The sequence below is a fragment of the Streptomyces chromofuscus genome (assembly GCF_015160875.1).
GTDB lineage: Bacteria > Actinomycetota > Actinomycetes > Streptomycetales > Streptomycetaceae > Streptomyces > Streptomyces chromofuscus.
Window position 1 is genome coordinate 6038299 of sequence record NZ_CP063374.1, and the last position, 20176, is coordinate 6058474.

At 71.9% G+C, this 20176-nt stretch carries 15 protein-coding genes and 1 pseudogene; 13 read left to right on the top strand and 3 right to left on the bottom strand.

All coding sequences use genetic code 11. The annotated features are described in order from the left end of the window. The first annotated feature begins 103 nt into the window (after positions 1 to 103). From IPT68_RS27290 to IPT68_RS34315, 8 genes are all read left to right on the top strand, one after another. Complete coding sequence (locus tag IPT68_RS27290) at positions 104 to 2824, top strand: DNA translocase FtsK (protein WP_189702183.1); 2721 nt, start codon at positions 104 to 106, stop codon at positions 2822 to 2824. 275 nt (positions 2825 to 3099) lie between these two features. Beyond that, positions 3100 to 3939, top strand: coding sequence for a helix-turn-helix domain-containing protein (locus tag IPT68_RS27295; RefSeq protein WP_189702182.1), 840 nt, complete (start codon positions 3100 to 3102; stop codon positions 3937 to 3939). 96 nt (positions 3940 to 4035) lie between these two features. Beyond that, positions 4036 to 5538, top strand: coding sequence for a 30S ribosomal protein S12 methylthiotransferase RimO (gene rimO / locus IPT68_RS27300; RefSeq protein WP_189702181.1), 1503 nt, complete (start codon positions 4036 to 4038; stop codon positions 5536 to 5538). Further along, complete coding sequence (gene pgsA / locus IPT68_RS27305; RefSeq protein ID WP_189702180.1) at positions 5535 to 6356, top strand: CDP-diacylglycerol--glycerol-3-phosphate 3-phosphatidyltransferase; 822 nt, start codon at positions 5535 to 5537, stop codon at positions 6354 to 6356. The genes rimO and pgsA overlap by 4 nt, the downstream gene beginning before the upstream one ends. Beyond that, on the top strand, positions 6353 to 6898 hold the full coding sequence (locus IPT68_RS27310; protein ID WP_189702179.1) for a CinA family protein: 546 nt from the start codon (positions 6353 to 6355) through the stop codon (positions 6896 to 6898). Before pgsA ends, IPT68_RS27310 begins: the two co-directional genes overlap by 4 nt. A gap of 109 nt (positions 6899 to 7007) precedes the next feature. Then, complete coding sequence (locus IPT68_RS27315; RefSeq protein WP_003993396.1) at positions 7008 to 7388, top strand: helix-turn-helix domain-containing protein; 381 nt, start codon at positions 7008 to 7010, stop codon at positions 7386 to 7388. A gap of 363 nt (positions 7389 to 7751) precedes the next feature. Beyond that, entirely contained in the window at positions 7752 to 8222 is a 471-nt protein-coding gene (locus IPT68_RS27320; RefSeq protein ID WP_189702178.1) for a Dps family protein, read from the top strand. 330 nt (positions 8223 to 8552) lie between these two features. After that, positions 8553 to 8810 carry a hypothetical protein gene (locus tag IPT68_RS34315; RefSeq protein ID WP_228039927.1) on the top strand — a complete coding sequence of 86 codons (258 nt, stop codon included), beginning with the start codon at positions 8553 to 8555 and terminating at the stop codon, positions 8808 to 8810. Positions 8811 to 9267: 457 nt separating this feature from the next. Here the strand turns inward: IPT68_RS34315 and IPT68_RS27325 are convergent. Next, positions 9268 to 10074, bottom strand: a pseudogene (locus IPT68_RS27325) (Fpg/Nei family DNA glycosylase); the annotation flags it as partial. 125 nt (positions 10075 to 10199) lie between these two features. Beyond that, positions 10200 to 15197, bottom strand: a complete 4998-nt coding sequence (locus IPT68_RS27330) for an ATP-dependent helicase (RefSeq protein WP_189702177.1) — start codon at positions 15195 to 15197, stop codon at positions 10200 to 10202. 429 nt (positions 15198 to 15626) lie between these two features. Here IPT68_RS27330 and IPT68_RS27335 point away from each other — a divergent pair, with 429 nt between their 5' ends. Genes IPT68_RS27335 through IPT68_RS27345 form a run of 3 tightly spaced genes read left to right on the top strand, consistent with a single transcriptional unit; the run spans position 15627 to position 17514 of the window. After that, complete coding sequence (locus IPT68_RS27335; protein ID WP_189702176.1) at positions 15627 to 16580, top strand: AraC family transcriptional regulator; 954 nt, start codon at positions 15627 to 15629, stop codon at positions 16578 to 16580. Continuing rightward, on the top strand, positions 16487 to 17209 hold the full coding sequence (locus IPT68_RS27340) for an AzlC family ABC transporter permease (RefSeq protein ID WP_189702175.1): 723 nt from the start codon (positions 16487 to 16489) through the stop codon (positions 17207 to 17209). Before IPT68_RS27335 ends, IPT68_RS27340 begins: the two co-directional genes overlap by 94 nt. Then, entirely contained in the window at positions 17206 to 17514 is a 309-nt protein-coding gene (locus tag IPT68_RS27345) for an AzlD domain-containing protein (protein WP_189702174.1), read from the top strand. The genes IPT68_RS27340 and IPT68_RS27345 overlap by 4 nt, the downstream gene beginning before the upstream one ends. A gap of 9 nt (positions 17515 to 17523) precedes the next feature. Here IPT68_RS27345 and IPT68_RS27350 read toward each other — a convergent pair whose 3' ends face one another. Further along, positions 17524 to 18468: a hypothetical protein gene (locus IPT68_RS27350; protein WP_189702173.1), complete on the bottom strand. Its 945-nt coding sequence runs from the start codon at positions 18466 to 18468 to the stop codon at positions 17524 to 17526. A gap of 80 nt (positions 18469 to 18548) precedes the next feature. Here IPT68_RS27350 and IPT68_RS27355 point away from each other — a divergent pair, with 80 nt between their 5' ends. After that, entirely contained in the window at positions 18549 to 18743 is a 195-nt protein-coding gene (locus IPT68_RS27355) for a DUF3046 domain-containing protein (protein ID WP_189702172.1), read from the top strand. A gap of 162 nt (positions 18744 to 18905) precedes the next feature. Then, a complete protein-coding gene (locus tag IPT68_RS27360; protein WP_228040608.1) occupies positions 18906 to 20171 on the top strand; it encodes an AI-2E family transporter in 1266 nt (421 codons plus the stop codon). The last annotated feature ends 5 nt before the right edge of the window (positions 20172 to 20176 follow it).

Here is a 20176-nt window from a genome sequence, read left to right on the forward strand (position 1 = left end):
CTGATGAGCCGGCGTCAGTTTCGCGCCTCGGCAAGGGCGACACGAACGGGTGAAGCAGTAGGCACGCGTGTCCGCTGCCGTCTCCACCGGTAATCTCACACCCATGGCCTCACGTCCCTCCGCAGCCAAGAAGCAGCCCGCCAAGAAGGCTGCCGCTTCGGCGAAGGCTCCGGCGAAGAAGGCCGCCGCGAAGAAGGCCCCGGCGAAGAAGGCGGCGCCCGCCAGGAGGGTGGCCCCGGCGAAGAAGGCCGCACCCAAGCCGGCGCCGAGCCCCACCGGGGGCATCTACCGGCTCGTCCGCGCGCTCTGGCTCGGCCTGGCGCACGCCGTCGGCGCAGTCTTCCGAGGGATAGGGCAGGGCGCGAAGAACCTCGACCCGGCCCACCGCAAGGACGGCGTCGCCCTGCTGCTGCTCGCGCTCGCGCTGATCGTCGCCGCGGGCACCTGGTCGAACCTGCGCGGTCCCGTCGGTGACCTCGTCGAGATACTGGTCACCGGCACCTTCGGACGACTTGACCTGCTCACGCCGATCCTGCTCGCGGTCGTCGCCGTGCGGTTCATCCGGCACCCCGAGCAGCCCGAGGCCAACGGCCGCATCGTCATCGGCCTGTCCGCGCTGCTCATAGGCGTGCTCGGACAGGTCCACATCGCGTGCGGCTCGCCCGCCCGCAGCGCCGGCATGCAGGCCGTACGGGACGCCGGCGGACTCATCGGCTGGGGCGCGGCGACCCCGCTGACGTACGCCCTGGGCGAGGTGCTCGCCGTACCGCTGCTGGTGCTGCTCACGGTCTTCGGGCTGCTGGTCGTCACGGCCACCCCGGTCAACGCCATCCCGCAGCGGCTGCGGCTGCTCGGCGTGAAGCTCGGCCTCGTTCGCGAACCCGAACTGGACGACGACTTCACCGAGGACGACGAGCGCTACGACGAGCAGTGGCGCGAGGCGCTCCCCGCGCGGGGCCGCCGCCGGCGCGGGCAGGCCCCGCAAGGCTACGACCCCGACGGAGCCGAGCAGGAGGCGCTCTCCCGGCGTCGCGGCGGCCCCGGGCGCACGTCCGTGCCACAGCCCGAGAGAGGGCGGCAGAAGGACGCCGTGGACGTCGCCGCGGCCGCCGCCGCCGCGCTCGACGGCGCCGTCCTGCACGGCATGCCGCCCTCGCCGATCGTCGCCGACCTCACCCAGGGCGTCAGCGTGGGCGACCGCGCGGAGACGACGCCCACCCCGACGCCGGTGCCGGCCGCCCGGCCCGAGCAGCAGAAGATCGGGACCGGGGTCCCCGACCTCACCAAGTCGCCGCCCGTGCAGCCGCGCGAACTGCCGCCGCGCGCCGAGCAGCTCCAGCTGTCCGGCGACATCACCTACGCCCTGCCGGCGCTCGACCTCCTCACGCGCGGCGGCCCCGGCAAGGCGCGCAGCGCCGCCAACGACGCCGTCGTCGCCTCGCTGACGAACGTGTTCACCGAGTTCAAGGTCGACGCCGCGGTCACCGGCTTCACGCGCGGGCCGACGGTGACGCGCTACGAGGTGGAACTCGGGCCCGCCGTGAAGGTCGAGCGGATCACCGCGCTCACCAAGAACATCGCGTACGCCGTCGCCAGCCCCGACGTGCGGATCATCAGCCCCATCCCGGGCAAGTCCGCGGTCGGCATCGAGATCCCGAACACCGACCGGGAGATGGTCAACCTCGGCGACGTACTGCGGCTCGCGGAGTCCGCCGAGGACGACGACCCGATGCTGGTGGCCTTCGGCAAGGACGTCGAGGGCGGGTACGTCATGCACTCGCTGGCGAAGATGCCGCACATGCTGGTCGCCGGAGCCACCGGTTCCGGCAAGTCGTCGTGCATCAACTGCCTGATCACTTCGGTCATGATGCGGGCGACCCCCGAGGACGTCCGGATGATCCTCGTTGACCCCAAGCGGGTCGAGCTGACCGCCTACGAGGGCATCCCGCACCTGATCACGCCGATCATCACCAACCCGAAGCGGGCCGCCGAGGCGCTTCAGTGGGTCGTACGGGAGATGGACCTCCGCTACGACGATCTGGCGGCGTACGGCTACCGGCACATCGACGACTTCAACCGTGCCGTGCGCGAGGGCAAGGTCAAGCCGCCCGAGGGCAGCGAGCGGGAGTTGCAGCCCTACCCCTACCTGCTGGTGATCGTCGACGAGCTCGCCGACCTGATGATGGTGGCGCCGCGCGACGTCGAGGACGCGATCGTGCGCATCACGCAGCTCGCGCGCGCGGCCGGCATCCACCTGGTGCTCGCCACGCAGCGGCCGTCGGTCGACGTGGTCACCGGCCTGATCAAGGCGAACGTGCCGTCGCGGCTCGCCTTCGCCACCTCGTCGCTGGCGGACTCCCGGGTCATCCTCGACCAGCCCGGCGCCGAGAAGCTGATCGGCAAGGGCGACGGGCTGTTCCTGCCGATGGGCGCGAACAAACCCACGCGTATGCAGGGCGCGTTCGTGACCGAGGAGGAGATCGCGGCCGTCGTCCGGCACTGCAAGGACCAGATGGCGCCGGTGTTCCGGGACGACGTCACCGTCGGCACCCAGCAGAAGAAGGAGATCGACGAGGACATCGGCGACGACCTGGATCTGCTGTGCCAGGCGGCCGAGCTGGTCGTCTCCACGCAGTTCGGGTCGACCTCCATGCTCCAGCGCAAGCTGCGCGTCGGCTTCGCCAAGGCCGGGCGGCTGATGGACCTGATGGAATCGCGCAACATCGTCGGGCCGAGCGAGGGCTCCAAGGCACGTGATGTTCTTGTGAAGCCCGATGAGCTGGATGGCGTGCTCGCCGTCATCCGTGGGGAGTCTGAAGGGTAGGCAAGCGGGTCACGATCGTCGGCTCGCCGCACGCGGTTGTTCGATCGTGACTCACCCGTAAGGGATCATTGAGCAACCGTTTCCCTGCGACGTACGTCAAGTTGAGGGAAGCGACAAGCACCCGCCCCATCATTCGTCAAGCACCACACCCGTCAACGGGACGTCGAGCCATACCGATGGCGTACAAAGTCCCTCCACCGGGTTGCCCCACCCTTTTGGACCCCCCCTAGACTGAACCTCCAGCACAGGTGGCTACACGCTCGAAAGGCGCCCCCGTGTCCATCGGCAACTCCCCTGAAGACGAGCGTCCGTTCGAAGACGTTCCCGAGGAAGCCCGCCTCTCCATCGGCCGTGCCCTGCAGCAGGCGCGCATTGCCGCCGGGCTGACCGTCGATGACGTCAGTACCGCCACCCGGGTCCGCATCGGCATCGTGCACGCCATCGAGGCGGACGACTTCGCACCGTGCGGCGGCGACGTCTACGCGCGCGGGCACATCAGGACCCTGGCCAAGTACGTCCACCTGGATCCCGCGCCCCTGCTCGCGCAGTACGACGCCGAGCGCGGCGGGAGTCCGGCGCCGACGCCGGCGGCGCCGCTGTTCGAAGCCGAGCGCATCCGTCCGGAGCGACGGGGGCCCAACTGGACCGCGGCCATGGTCGCCGCGATCGTCGCCGTGATCGGCTTCGTAGGGTTCACCCTGTTCAAGGGTGACTCCGAGGACGGCTCCAAGGCACCGGTCGCCGAAGGCGCCAAGCCCTCGGCGGGCACCTCCGGCTCGCCGTCCGCCGATGCCCCCAAGCCCACCGACCCCAAGCCCGACCCCACCGAGAGCGCCATCGCGGCCGCCCCGCGGGACAAGGTCACCGTGCAGGTCAGCGCCGTCGACGGCCGCAGCTGGATCTCCGCCAAGGACCACAACGGCCGGCTCCTGTTCGACGGCCTGCTCAAGCAGGGCCAGTCCAAGACCTTCCAGGACAGCTCCAAGATCAACCTGGTGCTCGGCGACGCGGGCGCCATCCAGCTCTACGTGAACGGCAAGAAGATCGAGGACGACTTCCAGCCCGGCGCCGTGGAGCGGCTCACCTACACGAAGGGCGATCCGCAGGTCGGCTGAGCGGCTTCGGAGAGGGGCGTATTTCACACGGGGTTGGCCAAGATCGGCCAACCCCGTCGACGTGGGGTGTCAGCGGGACGAAGTAGTCTTGAGCCCATGCCTGAACGCCGTACCGTCGCACTTGTCACCCTTGGCTGCGCCCGTAACGAGGTGGACTCGGAGGAGCTCGCAGGCCGTTTGGAGGCGGACGGCTGGGAGCTCGTCGAGGACGCCGAGGACGCGGACGTCGCCGTGGTGAACACGTGCGGCTTCGTCGACGCCGCCAAGAAGGACTCCGTCGACGCCCTCCTGGAGGCCAATGACCTCAAGGGGCACGGCAGAACCCAGGCCGTCGTGGCGGTGGGCTGCATGGCCGAGCGATACGGCAAGGAACTCGCCGAGGCCCTCCCCGAGGCCGACGGCGTGCTCGGCTTCGACGACTACGCGAACATCTCCGACCGCCTGCAGACCATCCTGAACGGTGGCATCCACGCCGCGCACACCCCGCGCGACCGGCGCAAGCTGCTGCCGATCAGCCCGGCCGAGCGGCAGTCGGCGTCCGACGTGGCGCTGCCGGGCCACGGCGCCCCCTCCGACCTGCCGGCGGGCCTCGCCCCGGCCTCCGGCCCGCGTGCGCCGCTGCGGCGCCGGCTGGACGGCAGCCCCGTCGCCTCGGTGAAGCTGGCCTCCGGCTGTGACCGGCGCTGCTCCTTCTGCGCCATCCCGTCCTTCCGCGGCTCCTTCATCTCGCGCCGCCCGAGCGACGTGCTGAACGAGACGCGGTGGCTGGCCGAGCAGGGCGTCAAGGAGATCATGCTGGTCTCCGAGAACAACACCTCCTACGGCAAGGACCTGGGCGACATCCGCCTGCTGGAGTCGCTGCTGCCGGAGCTTGCGGAGGTCGACGGCATCGAGCGGGTGCGCGTCAGCTACCTCCAGCCCGCCGAGATGCGGCCCGGCCTGATCGACGTACTGACCTCGACGCCGAAGGTCGCGCCCTACTTCGACCTGTCCTTCCAGCACTCCGCGCCGGGCGTGCTGCGTGCGATGCGCCGGTTCGGCGACACCGACCGGTTCCTGGAACTGCTCGACACCATCCGGAGCAAGGCGCCCGAGGCGGGCGTGCGGTCCAACTTCATCGTCGGCTTCCCCGGGGAGACCGAGGCCGACCTGGCCGAGCTGGAGCGGTTCCTGAACGGGGCACGGCTGGACGCGATCGGCGTCTTCGGCTATTCCGACGAGGAGGGCACGGAGGCGGCGACGTACGACAACAAGCTCGACGTGGACGTCGTCGCCGAGCGGCTCGCCCACATCTCGCAGCTCGCCGAGGAACTCGTCTCGCAGCGGGCCGAGGAGCGCCTCGGACAGACCCTGCGCGTCCTGGTGGAGTCGGTGGACGCCGAGGAGGGTACCCACGGGCGGGCGGCGCACCAGGCGCCGGAGACGGACGGCCAGGTGCTGCTCACCGGCGTCACGGGCGGCGAGGCCCTGAGCGTCGGTCGTATGGTCGAGGCGAAGGTGGTCGGTACGGAGGGCGTCGACCTCGTGGCCGAGCCGCTGACGGCGTTCGTGAGCGCCGGCGGCGACGGCCGGGCCGGCAGTGAGGAGGCGGGCAGATGACCGGAGTACCGGCGTCCGCCGCGGGTGGCTCCGCCCGGGCGAACGGCGCGGCCGCGGCCCCCGCGGGCGCCTCCTCGACGAAGGCTCCCGTGAAGGGCATGGGTGTGTCCGGCGCGGGCGCCACGGGGACGGGTGTCTCCGGCCCGGCTGCCGTCGCAGACGAGGCCACCGGCGCGCAGACGGAGGCGAAACCGGCGCGCGGCGGGAAGATCGCGGCCGCTGCGGTGAACCAGGCCAGCGTCTGGAACGTCGCCAACCTGCTGACCATGCTCCGGCTGCTGCTCGTCCCCGGCTTCGTCGCGTTGATGCTGGCCGACGGCGGCTACGACCCCGCCTGGCGCTCGCTCGCCTGGGCGGCCTTCGCCATCGCCATGATCACCGATCTGTTCGACGGGCATCTGGCGCGCACCTACAACCTGGTCACCGACTTCGGGAAGATCGCCGACCCCATCGCCGACAAGGCGATCATGGGTGCGGCGCTGATCTGCCTGTCGGGGCTGGGCGATCTGCCGTGGTGGGTGACGGGGGTGATCCTCGGGCGGGAACTGGGGATCACGCTCCTGCGTTTTCTGGTCATTCGCTACGGCGTCATCCCCGCCAGCCGTGGCGGGAAGCTGAAGACCCTCACCCAGGGCGTGGCCGTGGGAATGTACGTGCTGGCGCTCACGGGATGGCTGGCCACCCTGCGGTTCTGGGTGATGGCCGCGGCGGTCGTGCTGACCGTGGCGACCGGGCTGGACTATGTGAGACAGGCCATCGTGCTGCGCAGGCAGGGAATTGCCGAGCGCCGGGCCGCGTTGCAGGAGTCGGAAGGGTGAGTTTCCCGGCCGCGGAAGCCGTGCGACTACTCACGGTGAGGGGCGAGACGGTCGCCGTCGCCGAGTCGCTGACGGGTGGCCTGGTCGCGGCCGAGCTGACCTCGGTCCCCGGGGCGTCCAAGGTCTTCCGGGGATCGATCACGGCGTACGCGACCGAGCTCAAGCACGAACTGCTCGGCGTCGACGCCACCCTGCTGGCTCAGCGTGGAGCGGTGGATGCGCAGGTCGCGGCCCAGATGGCGGCCGGCGTGCGGAAGGCACTGGGCGCCGACTGGGGCCTCGCGACGACGGGTGTCGCCGGTCCGGAACCACAGGACGGACAACCGGTCGGGACTGTTTTCGTCGCCCTGGACGGGCCGTTCGGACCTGGTGCCGGTTCTGCCGGTGGCGGAAAAGTGGAGGCCCTGAGGTTGAACGGCCGTCGGGCGGAAATTCGTATGGAGAGTGTACGGAGCGTACTCGCACTGCTTCTGAGGGAGCTTGCGAGCGAACAGACTGGGAATGAGCGGGCACAGGATACGGAACGGAACGGGGGGTTTTGATGTTTGCAGCCCTGAGTGAACACGACATCGCTCCCCGCACGGCCGCAGCGCAAGGCGGTACGGTGGGGCGTGAAGGATGCGGCTACGCGGTCCGAGGAGGGAGCCACCGATGATTCTGCTCCGTCGCCTGCTGGGTGACGTGCTGCGTCGGCAGCGCCAGCGCCAGGGCCGTACTCTGCGCGAAGTCTCCTCGTCCGCCCGAGTCTCACTCGGCTATCTCTCCGAGGTGGAGCGGGGGCAGAAGGAGGCTTCCTCCGAACTGCTCTCCGCCATCTGCGACGCGCTGGACGTACGGATGTCCGAGCTCATGCGGGAAGTGAGCGACGAACTCGCTCTCGCCGAGCTGGCCCAGTCTGCAGCGGCCACCCCCAGTGAGCCTGTGCCCACGCCGGTACGTCCGATGCTGGGTTCCGTGTCGGTGACCGGTGTGCCACCGGAACGGGTGACCATCAAGGCGCCCGCCGAGGCGGTCGACGTAGTTGCCGCGTGAGCCGAGGCTCGCGTGTGCGTCATGGGCTGGGTGTCATCAGTGACGTCCGTCCAGTGGTCGTCATCAGTCCAGTGGTCGCAGTGATCGCCACATCGTGAGCGACAGTACGTGATCGTGTTCAGTACGTGATCGCCAGTGCGTGATCGCCACATCGTGTGAGGCCCCGGCCGGGGTTTCTCCGGGACTTCCCGGGGCGAGGTCGGGGTTTTCGCGTTTGCGGGGGGTTGCCGTCTCCAGGGTGTTCGCGTTCCGGGGTGCGGCTTTTTCTTTGCGAGCCCTTTGGTGCCGTTTTGCGTGCGTTTGCCGGTCCGGGGTGGCGCGGTCATCGTGGAGGGACATGACGGGCCAGCCAACGGAGGTTCGATGTACGTCGTGAAGAGCCCGCTGTCCGACGCCGACCTGAAGACCGTCGCCGAGGCGTTGCAGGGTGCCCTCGTCGATCTGATCGATCTCTCCCTCGTGGCCAAGCAGGTTCACTGGAACGTGGTCGGGCCCCGCTTCCGCAGCGTCCACCTGCAGCTCGACGAGGTGGTGACGAGCGCACGCGCCCACACCGACACGGTCGCCGAGCGCGCTTCGGCGCTGGGTGTCTCACCCGACGGGCGGGCCTCGACGGTGGCCGTGGGCAGCGGAATCGCCGCGACAGCCGGCGGCTGGATCAGGGACGCGGAGGCGGTCGGGGTGCTCGTGGACGCGCTGGGGGCGGTGATCGGGCGGATGCGCGAGCGGGTGGTGGCGACCGGGGAGGCGGACCCCGTCTCGCAGGACATCCTGATCGGGGTCACCGCGGATCTGGAGAAGCACCATTGGATGTTCCAGGCCGAGAACGGGTGAGGTGGGGGTGTGGGGTCCGTGGGGTGTGGGGTGCATCGGTGTGTGCGGGGAGGCCGTGTGCGGGAGGCCTGGGACGCCTGCTCTGCGTGGTGGCTGCGGGTTCAGCGGCTGGGGCCGGACGGCTGCTGTGGTGAGGCGCCCTCGGTCGAGCCGGGGTCCCCGGTGCACGGACGTGCCCGCGGGTGATGCGGGTGCCCCGGTTGCCGTCGGCGCCGGTGAGTGGTGCGCCCCTGTGCCGTTGGTGCGCCCTCCCGTGGCGGGAGGGCGCACGACTAGCGTCGTCCCCAACCCGAGGACGGGCTGTCTGGCGTCGAGCTGGAGGTGACGGCCATGGCGGGGCGAATAGTGCGCTGGGGGGCCGCACTGGGGCTCGGCGCCGTGTGGTGGTGGTCCGTGCTGCGGTTGGCGACGGCGCCGGACGCGGGGGTGCTCGAGGGGATGGTCGCTGCCGGGGGGTGGGGGCTGAGCCTGCTGCCGGTGCACTGTGTGCCCAGGGGGCGCGCGGCAGGCTCACTCGGGCGGGCGGCGTGGCGAGTGGTCGGGGGAGCCGTTACCAAGGCATCGCCACGCCCCCGTTCAAACGGATGATCTGGCCCGTGGTGAGGGTCGATGTCTCCGAGACCACGTACAGACCGTGTGAGCGACGTCGTCCCGCCTCGCCGACGCGGCCCAGCGGGGGCATCCGTGCCGTCAGCGACTCCGTGTGCGCCTTGGCCGTGGTGTCGGGGCGGTCGGTCATCGGGGGCGGACGGCAGGTAGTGACGCAGCGTCAAGTGAGGGCGGCAGCGCGCGGAATCAGGCGTGGGCCGGTGTTTTCCGGCTCGGCCCTCGGTGCGGTCGGGGGTTACGGCGGTGGGGGGCTGCCGGCGGCGCGGCGTCGGGGTTCGCCCGACGTACGGGCTTGGCCTTCGTCGCGGCCCCTGGGTTTGCCCGACGTACGGGCTTGGCCTTCGTCGCGGCCCCGGGGTTTGCCCGACGTACGGGCTTGGCCTTCGTCGCGGCCCCGGGGTTTGCCCGACGTACGGGCTTGGCCTTCGTCGGGGCGTCGGGTGCCGGGCGTCGGGGCCGGGCCGGTCTGGCAGTGCGGGCACCAGTAGGTGGGGCGCTCGCGGGAGCCGTCCCCCTGGTCGGCGACGCGAATGGAGGTCCCGCAGCGCAGGCAGGGGCGCGGTGCGCGGCCGTACACGAACAGGTCCTGACCGCGGCGGCCCGTGGTACTGCGGATCGGCCGTTCACGGTTGGCCTCCAAGAGCTTCTTCGCGAGGAACGGCAGGGCGGCGGCGCGGTCGGCGGGCAGGGCGCCCATCGCAAGCCAGGGGGTGGCGCCGAGCAGGAAGCACAGTTCGCTCTTGAAGACGTTGCCGATGCCGGCGAGATTGCGCTGGTCCAGCAGGGCCTCGCCGAGGGGGCGGGACGGGTCGCCGAGCAGGTTGGCCAGGGCCTGGTCCGGGTCCCAGTCCGGGCCAAGGAGATCGGGGCCGAGGTGACCGACGACTCGCTCCTCGTCGGTGGTGCGCAGGAGTTCGAGGACGGGGAGGCGATAGCCGACGGCGGTGTGGTCGGGGTTGCCGAGGATGGCGCGGATCTGGTGCGAGGGGCCGCCGGTCCAGCGTGCGCCCGCCGCGAAGACCTTCCAGGAGCCGTCCATCCTGAGGTGCGAGTGGAGGGTCAGACCGCCCTCGATGCGGGTGAGGAGGTGTTTGCCCCTGGGGGTGACGTCCAGGACCGTGCGGCCGGTGAGGTCGGCCGTCGCGAATGTGGGGACGCGGAGGTCGGAGCGGGTCAGGATCTTGCCGGCGAGGGCGGTGTGCAGGCGCCTCGCGGATTGCCAGACCGTGTCTCCTTCGGGCATGGGTTCAGCCTGGCATGTTCTGGGAGCGAATTCTCATGGGGGCGGTCTCCGGAGGGCCAAGGCGGTCTCGGGGCGCGGGGGCCGTGTCCGGGGGCCAGGGTGCCGGGGCGGTGGGGGAGTCGGAGTCAGGCGCGCAGGCGCAGGCCTCTTGGGGTGGCGATGAAGCCCGCTGCTTCGAGGAGGCCGCCGACGGGGGACGTCAGGGCCGCGGCGCCGTTGATGCGTTCCACGGTGACCGTGCCCAGGGAACCGGCACGGGCGGCCGCGGCGAGAGCCTCGGCGGCGGCGCCCAGACGCTGGTCGTCGCCGGGACCGGTGTCCGGGGTGGTGGGCCAGGCCAGCAGGGTCTTTCCGCCCCGTTCCATGTAGAGGGCCGGCTCGCCGTCGACCAGGACGACCAGGGAACCAGCCTTGCGGCCCGGCTTGTGGCCGGCGCCGGTCGGGGGTTCGGGCCAGGGCAGGGCGGCACCGTACGCGTTCGCCGGGTCGGCGGCGGCGAGGACGACGGCTCTGGAAGCGGGGGCTGGTCGGTTACGGCGGGCGGATGCGCCGGAGTCGTACGGCGTTCGGCCGCCGTTCTGCCAGGAGGGTGCCGAGGTCGTCGCGTAGTCCCGCGGAGACACCCATTCGCCCGGCGCCGGGTGGGCGAGCGGGGCGTCGCCGTCGGGGTCGTCGTAGGCACCGTCGTCCTGGTAGGCGTGGTCGCCGAAGGGGCCGAAGGCGTCGGCCGGGCTGAAGAAGCCGTCATGCGAGCCGGTGGCGCCGGCGCCGAAGGCGTTGTGTGCGGCGGGGGAGCCGGCGCCGTTCCCGAAGGCGTTCCCTCCGGCGGGGGAGCCGGCGCCGTCTCCGAACGCCGGGTCGGTCAGGCCGTCTCCGCGGTCGCGGGCGTTGGCGACGGCGCGGAGGCGGTCGACCGCCCCGTCCATCGCGAACTGAGCGGCGCCCAGGCCCTCCACCACATAGCCGCGCCGGGCCTGACCGCTTTCCTCGAAGGCGGACAGGATGCGGTACGTCGCCGAGAACCCGCCCTCGACGCCCTCCGCGGCGACCGCTCCCCGGGTCACCACGCCATGCCGGTCGAGCAGGGTGCGGGCGAGGGCGTGGGCGCGGACGGTGGGGTCGGGTTCGTGGGCCGGGAGCAGGGACCAGCGGCCGGCGACGGTGGGCGGACCGCTGCGGGACGCCGTACGGGCGGCGGCGGTCAGTGTGCCGTAGCGGCCGCGGGGGACGGTGCGCTTGGCGCGGTGGGCCGTGGAGCCCGCGGTGCGGCCCGAGCCGAGCAGGGAGCGCAGCGGCGCGAGGGTGTCGTTGGTCAGCCGGCCGGACCAGGCCAGGTCCCAGAGGCTGTCGGCCAGTTGGGGGTCGGTGACCTCCGGGTGTGTGGTGGCGCGGACCTGGTCGGCGATCTGACGGAAGAACAGTCCGTAGCCGCCGGAGAGGATGTGCAGGACGGACTCGTGCAGGGCCGTCAGCTCCAGGGGGTGCGGGGGCGGCAGAAGCAGGGGAGCTGCGTCGGCCATGTACAAGGACACCCAGCCGTCCTTGCCGGGGAGCGCGCCCGCCCCGGCCCACATCACCTCGCCGGCGGCCGTGAGCTCGTCGAGCATCGCCGGGGTGTAGTTGGCGACGCGGGACGGCAGGACCAGCTTCTCCAGAGCGGAGGCGGGCACTGAGGCGCCCTGCAACTGCTCGATGGCGCGCACCAGTCCGTCGATCCCGCGCAGCGTGTGGCCCCGGCCGATGTGCTGCCACTGAGGGAGGAACTGGGCCAGCGCGGCCGGCGGCACCGGCTCCAGCTCGTGCCGCAGGGCGGCCAGGGAACGGCGGCGCAGCCGGCGCAGGACTGCCGCGTCGCACCACTCCTGACCGATGCCGGCCGGATGGAACTCCCCCTCCACGACCCTTCCCGACGCCGCGAGCCGCCGCAGGGCGCCCTCGGTGACCGCGACCCCCAGGCCGAAGCGGGCGGCGGCCGTGGCCGAGGTGAAGGGGCCGTGGGTGCGGGCGTAGCGTGCGAGGAGGTCGCCCAGTGGGTCCTTCACGGGCTCCATGAAGGCTTCCGGGACGCCTACCGGCAGCGCCGTGCCGAGCGCGTCGCGCAGGCGGCCCGCGTCCTCGATCGCCGCCCAGTATTCGGCACCGGCGACCCGGACCTTGATCGCGCGCCGGTGGCCGGCCAGCTCCTGCGCCCACTGGGGTTCGGCCCCCCGCACCGCCAGCTCGGCGTTCGTGAGCGGGCCGAGGAGCCGCAGCAGGTCGGCGACTCCTTCGGCGTCCTTGATCCGGCGGTCCTCGGTGAGCCACTGAAGCTCGCGCTCCAGCTCGGTCAGCACCTCGGGGTCGAGCAGCTCACGCAGCTCCGCCTGGCCGAGCAGCTCGGCGAGCAGGCGCGAGTCCAGCGACAGGGCGGCGGCGCGGCGCTCGGCGAGCGGTGAGTCGCCCTCGTACAGGAACTGGGCGACGTACCCGAAGAGGAGGGAGCGTGCGAAGGGGGACGGCTCGGGGGTGGTGACCTCGACCAGGCGGACCTTGCGGGACTCCAGGTCGCCCATCAGCTCAACCAGGCCGGGCACGTCGAAGACGTCCTGCAGGCATTCGCGGACCGCCTCGAGGACGATCGGGAACGAGCCGAACTCGCCCGCCACCTGCAGCAGTTGCGAGGCGCGCTGACGCTGCTGCCACAAGGGGGTGCGCTTGCCCGGACTGCGGCGGGGCAGCAGCAGCGCGCGGGCGGCGCATTCGCGGAAGCGGGACGCGAACAGGGCCGAGCCGCCGACCTGGTCGGTGACGATCTGGTCGACCTCGCCCTTGTCGAAGACGACGTCCGCCGCTCCTACGGGGGCCTGCTCGGCGTCGTACTCCGTGCCCAGCTTCATCGGCTCCTGGTCCAGCAGGTCCAGGTTCATGAGGTCGGCGTCGGGCAGGCGCAGCACGATGCCGTCGTCGGCGTGCATGACCTGGGCGTCCACGCCGTACCGCTCGGAGAGGCGGGCACCGAGCGCGAGCGCCCACGGGGCGTGCACCTGGGCGCCGAAGGGAGAGTGGACGACGACCCGCCAGTCGCCGAGTTCGTCGCGGAAGCGTTCGACGACGATGGTGCGGTCGTCGGGGACGTGGCCGCAGGACTCGCGTTGTTCGTCGAGGTAGGACAGCACATTGTCGACGGCCCAGCCGTCGAGGCCCGCAGCGAGCAGGCGGAGGCGGGCGTCCTCCTTGCCGAGGGAGCCGACCTCGCGCAGGAACGCGCCCACCGCACGCCCCAGCTCCAGCGGGCGGCCGAGCTGGTCGCCCTTCCAGAAGGGCAGGCGGCCGGGGACGCCGGGGGCGGGCGACACCAGGACCCGGTCCCGGGTGATGTCCTCGATGCGCCACGAGCTGGTGCCGAGCGTGAAGACGTCCCCGACGCGGGACTCGTAGACCATCTCCTCGTCCAGCTCGCCGACCCGGCCGCCGCCCTTCTTGGGGTCGGCGCCCGCCAGGAAGACGCCGAAGAGGCCGCGGTCCGGGATCGTGCCGCCCGAGGTGACGGCGAGACGTTGCGCGCCCGGGCGGCCGGTGATCGTGCCCGTGACCCGGTCCCACACCACACGCGGGCGCAGCTCGGCGAACGCGTCGGACGGGTAGCGGCCGGCCAGCATGTCCAGGACCGCAGTGAACGCGGATGCGGGGAGCGAGGCGAAGGGGGCGGCGCGGCGGACCATGGCGAGCAGGTCGTCGACCTGCCAGGTGTCCATGGCCGTCATCGCGACGAGCTGCTGGGCGAGGACGTCCAGGGGGTTGGCGGGGACCTTCAGCGACTCGATCGCCCCGGTGCGCATCCGCTCGGTGACGACGGCCGCCTGGACCAGGTCACCGCGGTACTTCGGGAAGACGACGCCGGTGGAGACCGCGCCGACCTGGTGGCCCGCGCGGCCGACGCGCTGGAGGCCGGAGGCGACGGACGGTGGGGACTCGACCTGGACGACGAGGTCCACGGCGCCCATGTCGATGCCCAGTTCCAGGCTGGAGGTGGCGACGACGGCCGGGAGGCGGCCCGCCTTGAGGTCCTCCTCGACCAGGGCGCGCTGCTCCTTGGAGACCGAGCCGTGGTGGGCGCGGGCGAGGACGGGCGGGGCGCCCTGCGCGGCGCCGGAGCCGCCCATGAGCTCGGCCGGGGAGTGGTGCTCGTCCGGGGGTTCGCCGGTCGCCCGCTCGTACGCGATCTCGTTGAGGCGATTGCAGAGGCGCTCCGCGAGGCGGCGGGAGTTGGCGAACACGATGGTGGAACGGTGGGCCTGGACGAGATCGGCGATGCGCTCCTCCACGTGCGGCCAGATGGAGGGCCGCTCCGCGCTCTCGGAGCCGTTGGCGTCGGACGCCGGGGAGCCGCCCAGTTCGCCCATGTCCTCCACCGGGACCACGACCGAGAGGTCGAACTCCTTGCCGGACTTGGGCTGGACGATCTCCACCTTGCGGCGGGGGGAGAGGAAGCGGGCGACCTCGTCGACCGGGCGGACGGTCGCGGAGAGGCCGATACGGCGGGCCGGCTTCGGCAGGAGCTCGTCCAGGCGCTCGAGCGAGAGGGCGAGGTGGGCGCCGCGCTTGGTGCCGGCGACGGCGTGCACCTCGTCGAGGATGACCGTCTCCACGCCGGTCAGGGACTCGCGCGTCGCCGACGTGAGCATGAGGAACAGGGACTCGGGCGTGGTGATCAGGATGTCCGGGGGGCGGCTGGACAGGGCCCGGCGCTCGGTGGCCGGGGTGTCGCCGGAGCGGATGCCGACCTTGACGTCGGGTTCCGGCAGGCCCAGGCGGACGGATTCGTGGCGGATGCCGGTGAGGGGGCTGCGGAGGTTGCGCTCCACGTCGACGGCGAGGGCCTTGAGGGGGGAGACGTAGAGGACCCGGCAGCGCTTCTTCGGGTCGGCGGGGTGGGGGGTGGAGGTGAGCTGGTCGAGGGCGGCCAGGAAGGCGGCCAGGGTCTTGCCGGAGCCGGTGGGGGCGACGACCAGGACGTCCGAGCCCTCGCGGATGGCCTGCCACGCACCGGCCTGGGCCGCGGTGGGCGCGGAGAAGGCCCCCGTGAACCAGCCGCGGGTCGCGGGGGAGAAGCCGTCCAGGGCTCGGTGTGTGGAGCTCGCCATGGGTCCATGTTGCACCTCGGCACTGACAATGGGGCTGAGCTGCGGGTTTGAGGGCGGAGGGCGTGGTGTGCGGGCGAGTTTCGAGAAGGTTCTGACAGGTTTCTGAGGTTTCGGGGTTTCTGTCGGGTGCTTGCCGGTTCGAGGGTTTCCTGCCAGGCGTGTGCTGGTTCGGGGTTGCTCTGTCCGGTGCCTGCGGCGGCCCGTGGCTGTGGGTGCGTGGTTGCTGTGGCGCCTGCGGTGCGTGCGTCGTCGGGGCCGCGCCGGGGGTCCGTCCTCGCAACGGGCGGAATCGCTCTCTGACCAACGCGCCCGGGTTGACGCGCCAACCGCTGCGGGCGGACACCCCCGGCACGGCCCCTTCCCGCCGTACGCGGCTGCCCCGCCGTGGGCCGTCCGTCTCACGCCGGAAGGGTGGCGGAGAATGAGGTCATGGGGTCGGGTGAGCGTGCGCGGCACTGGCAGTACTCGGAGCTGCCCGGTGTGGATCTGCTGCGGGCCCGGTATGTCCGGAAGACGTTCGTGCGGCACACGCACGAGAACTTCGTGATCGCCGCCATCGCGGACGGAGTGGAGGTCTTTCATCACGGCGGGGGTGATCAGTACGCGGGCGCCGGGGCGCTGGCGCTGGTCAATCCCGATACGCCGCACACCGGGCGGGCGGGGGTGCCGGAGGGCTGGCGGTACGGGGCCGTCTATCCCTCGCCGGACGTGGTGGCGGAGATCGCTGCCGAGACCACGCTGATGCGGGGGACGCCGGGGTTCGTACGGCCGGTCTTCGAAGATCCGTACGCGGTGGGGCTGGTGCATCGCGTGCTGCGGGCCGCGGACGAGGGGAACGCCCTGGCCGCGGACACGCTGTTGCGGGTCGTGGTGACGCGGTTGCTGCGGTTGAACGGTGGGGCGCTGCCCCAGCGTGAGGTGCGGACGGCGGGGGCTCGCGTCGCGGCACGCGCGCGTGAGGTGCTCGAGGCGAGGATGGCCGAGCCGCCCAGTCTGGACGGGCTCGCGGGCGAGCTGGGAACCAGTCCGTTCGCGTTGCTGCGGGCCTTCCGAGAGGCGTACGGAATGCCGCCCCACACCTGGCTGACCGATGCCCGGGTACGGCGGGCACGGCTGCTGCTGGACGCCGGGACGGCGCCCGCGGAGGCCGCCGCGCTGGTGGGGTTCACCGACCAGCCCCATCTGAACCGGCACTTCAGCCGGATCGTCGGGGTGCCGCCGGGGGCCTACCAGCGGGAGCGCAAGAACGTACAAGACGCGGCGCGGCGGCCGCGCCTACCGTCCGACGCGTGGCAGAACAGACAGCTCTCACAGACATACGGCCCGAAGGACGGCCGGATGCCGCCGTCGTACGGGACGCCCTCGGGGTCGGAGTCGCCGTAGGACTGTCGGGGTTCGCGTTCGGGGTGACCTCGGCGGGCAGCGGACTCACCCTGTGGCAGACGTGTGCCCTCAGCCTTCTGGTGTTCACCGGGGCGTCCCAGTTCGCACTGGTGGGGGCGCTCGCCGCGGGTGGGAACCCGTTCACGGCGGCCGCGGGCGCCTTCTTCCTGGGGGTGCGCAACGCCTTCTACGGGCTGCGGCTGTCGCAGTTGCTGGCCCTCCCGCGCGCGGTGCGCCCGTTCGCCGCGCAGTGGGTGATCGACGAGACGGCGGCCGTCGCGCTGGCGCAGCCCACGCGGCGCAGTGTCCGCATCGGGTTCGCGGTGACCGGGCTCAGTCTGTACGTGCTGTGGAACCTGACCACGCTGCTCGGCGCGCTGGGTGCGGAGGCCATCGGCGACACCGCCGCGTGGGGGCTCGACGCGGCCGGCCCGGCGGTCTTCCTGGCGTTGCTGGCGCCGATGCTGCGCGGTGGTACCGAACGGGCTGTCGCCGGGCTCGCGGTGCTTCTCGGGCTGGGGCTGTTGCCGGTGCTGCCGGCCGGTCTGCCGGTGCTCGTGGCCGCCCTCGCGGCGCCGGTCGTGCTGTGGGTGCGTGGGCGTCGCGAGGGGCCGGAGGGGGAACGATGAACGTCTGGATCGCGATCGGCGTCACCGCCGTCAGTTGCTACGCCGTCAAGCTCGCCGGGCTGCTGGTGCCGGCCGGCGTGCTGGAGCGGCCGCTCGTCAAGCGGCTCGCCGCCCTGCTGCCCGTCGCCCTGCTCGCCGCCCTCACGGCCCAGCAGACGTTCGCCGACGGGCGGGCGCTGGTGCTGGACGCGCGGGCCGCCGGGGTTGCCGCGGCCGCCGTGGCGTTGTTCCTGCGCGCGCCCTTCCTGCTGGTCGTCGCGGCGGCCGTGGTGGTGACGGCGGGGGTGCGGGCGATCGGCGGGTGAGGCGCGGGGTCAGCCGATGGGACGGCCGTAGGACCTGAGGGTGCGCAGGGCCTGGATCGTCACCAGGGGGCGGGCCTCGAGGGCCGCGGCGGGGTTCCACCGGCGCCACCGGATCGGCCAGCCTCCGTCTTCCTGCTGCTCGCCCGCCAGGAAGTCCAGGGAGCGTGCCATCTCGTCGTCGGTGAACCACGCGCGCGCGAGGGAGTGCGGAGTCCTCGCGTAGTCGTGCGGGAAGTGGTGCTCACCGGGGGCGTATCCGGGGGCCACGGGGTGGGCGTCCAGGTGCTCGGGGTCGAGGGCGGCGAGGCGCTGTGCGCGGACCAGGCGGCCCAGGCGGTCGGCGGCCGCCTCCGCGCGCGGGCGGTCGGGTGCGGAGTCCAGGAAGGCCACGGCCGCCTGGATCTCGTACGGATGCGACTTCTCCAGGGACTCGACCGCCTGCCAGCAGAAGTCCGTCGCCCGGAACATCCACGCGTGCCACACCTCGTTGCGGTGCAGCAGACCCACCACCGGCCCCGTGGCGAGGAGTTCGCTGGGCGGGTCGTCCACGATGGGCACGAAGGGGGCCGTGGGATAGCCGCGCTGACTGGGATGAACCGCCGGCAGGGCGCCGTCCGGCGTCGAGACGGACGTCAGATAACGGCACACGCGCTCCACGCGCTGGCCGCCGCAGCGCCCGACGGAGTCCAGCACGCCCAGGGCGTGCGCGGTGTGCAGCGGCTGGCTTACCGGGCCGCGCAGATCGGGCTCCAGGGCGTGGCCGTACCCGCCGTCCTGGTTGCGGTAGGCGTCCAGCGCCGTGTCCACGGGGTCGGCGCCGCCGTGGAGGAAGTGGTACGCGAAGAGGCGCTGCTCCAGTACGCGCGCGGTGAGCCAGACGAACTGCTCGGCGCGGAACAGAGGGGAGTGCGCCGGGGGCGTCGGGGGGAGTGATGAAGCTCCTGATTCGGCCATGGCTCAGACCGTAGGACGGAAAGCGGTCTCGGCAAGTGCTCCCGGTCAGGGCCCACCCTCAGGGGCGGGATACTGGTGTCATGAGGTTGACGGTCTTCTGGGAGCGGATGGCGGAGCACTTCGGTACGGGGTACGCCGACACCTTCGCGCGCGATCACGTGATGTCGGAGCTCGGTGAACGCACCGTCCACCAGGCGCTCGACGCCGGCTGGGAGGCCAAGGACGTGTGGCGCGTGGTGTGCAGGGTCATGAACGTGCCACAGGAAAAGCGCTGACCGGTCACGAAGATCGCAGGACGTCACCCGATTGTCGGTGGCGTGAGTGAGACTTGCACTGTGGCAGACGAGACCGGGCAGGCAGCCCCCCACGCATCCCCCTCCGGCACAGCGCCGCCCGCCCGGCCTCCCGTCGGCGGCGTCGTCGCGGCCGGCGAACGCATGCCGCGCTGGCTGCCGCGTGCCATGGTCCTGGCGCTCGCCCTGGTCGCCGTGTTCCAGCTGGGCAGCTGGGCCTTCCACCAGCTCACCAGCCTGCTGATCAACATCCTGATCGCCTTCTTCCTGGCCCTGTCCATCGAGCCCGCCGTGAGCTGGATGGCCTCGCGCGGCATGCGCCGGGGGCTGGGCACCGGACTGGTGTTCCTCGCCGTGATGACGGTGTCCGCGGGCTTCGTCACCCTGCTCGGCTCGATGCTGGCGGGGCAGATCATCACCATGGTCGAGGGCTTCCCGGGCTACCTCGACTCCGTCATCAACTGGATCAACGCGCACTTCAACACCGACCTCAGGCGCGTGGACGTCCAGGAGGGTCTACTGCGCTCCGACTGGCTGCGCACCTACGTGCAGAACAGCGCCACCGGCGTCCTGGACGTGTCGGCCCAGGTCCTCGGGGGCCTGTTCCAGTTGCTGACGATCACCCTGTTCGCGTTCTACTTCGCCGCCGACGGCCCGAGACTGCGCCGCGCACTGTGCTCCGTGCTGCCGCCTGCCCGCCAGGCGGAGGTGCTGCGCGCGTGGGAGATCGCCGTCAACAAGACCGGCGGCTACTTGTACTCGCGCGGTCTGATGGCGCTCATCTCGGGTGTGGCGCACTACATATTGCTGCAGTTCCTGGGTGTGCCGTACGCGCCCGTACTGGCCGTATGGGTGGGGCTCGTGTCCCAGTTCATCCCCACCATCGGCACCTATCTCGCCGGCGCCCTGCCCATGCTGATCGCCTTCACGGTCGATCCCTGGTACGCGCTGTGGGTGCTGATCTTCGTCGTGATCTACCAGCAGTTCGAGAACTACGTGCTCCAGCCCAAGCTGACCTCCAAGACCGTCGACATCCACCCCGCGGTCGCCTTCGGGTCGGTCGTCGCGGGAACGGCACTCCTCGGCGCGGTCGGCGCGCTGATCGCCATCCCGGCGGTCGCCACGCTCCAGGCTTTCCTCGGGGCGTACGTGAAGCGGTATGCCGTCACGGACGACCCCCGGGTGCACGGGCACCGGAGGCGGACACCGGGGACGGGGCTCGTCATCCGCGCGCGGCGGGAGTGGGGGCGGCTGCGAGCGGCGGAGTCGGGGGAGCCTGGGGCGGAGTCAGGGGAGCCGGGAGAGCCGGGTACATCCAGGGGGTCCGGAAGATCCGAAGGGGCGGGGGGAGCCGGGGAGTCGGGGGAAACCGGGGAATCGGGGCAGGGTTCCGCGGAAGGGCGTTCGTAGGGCTT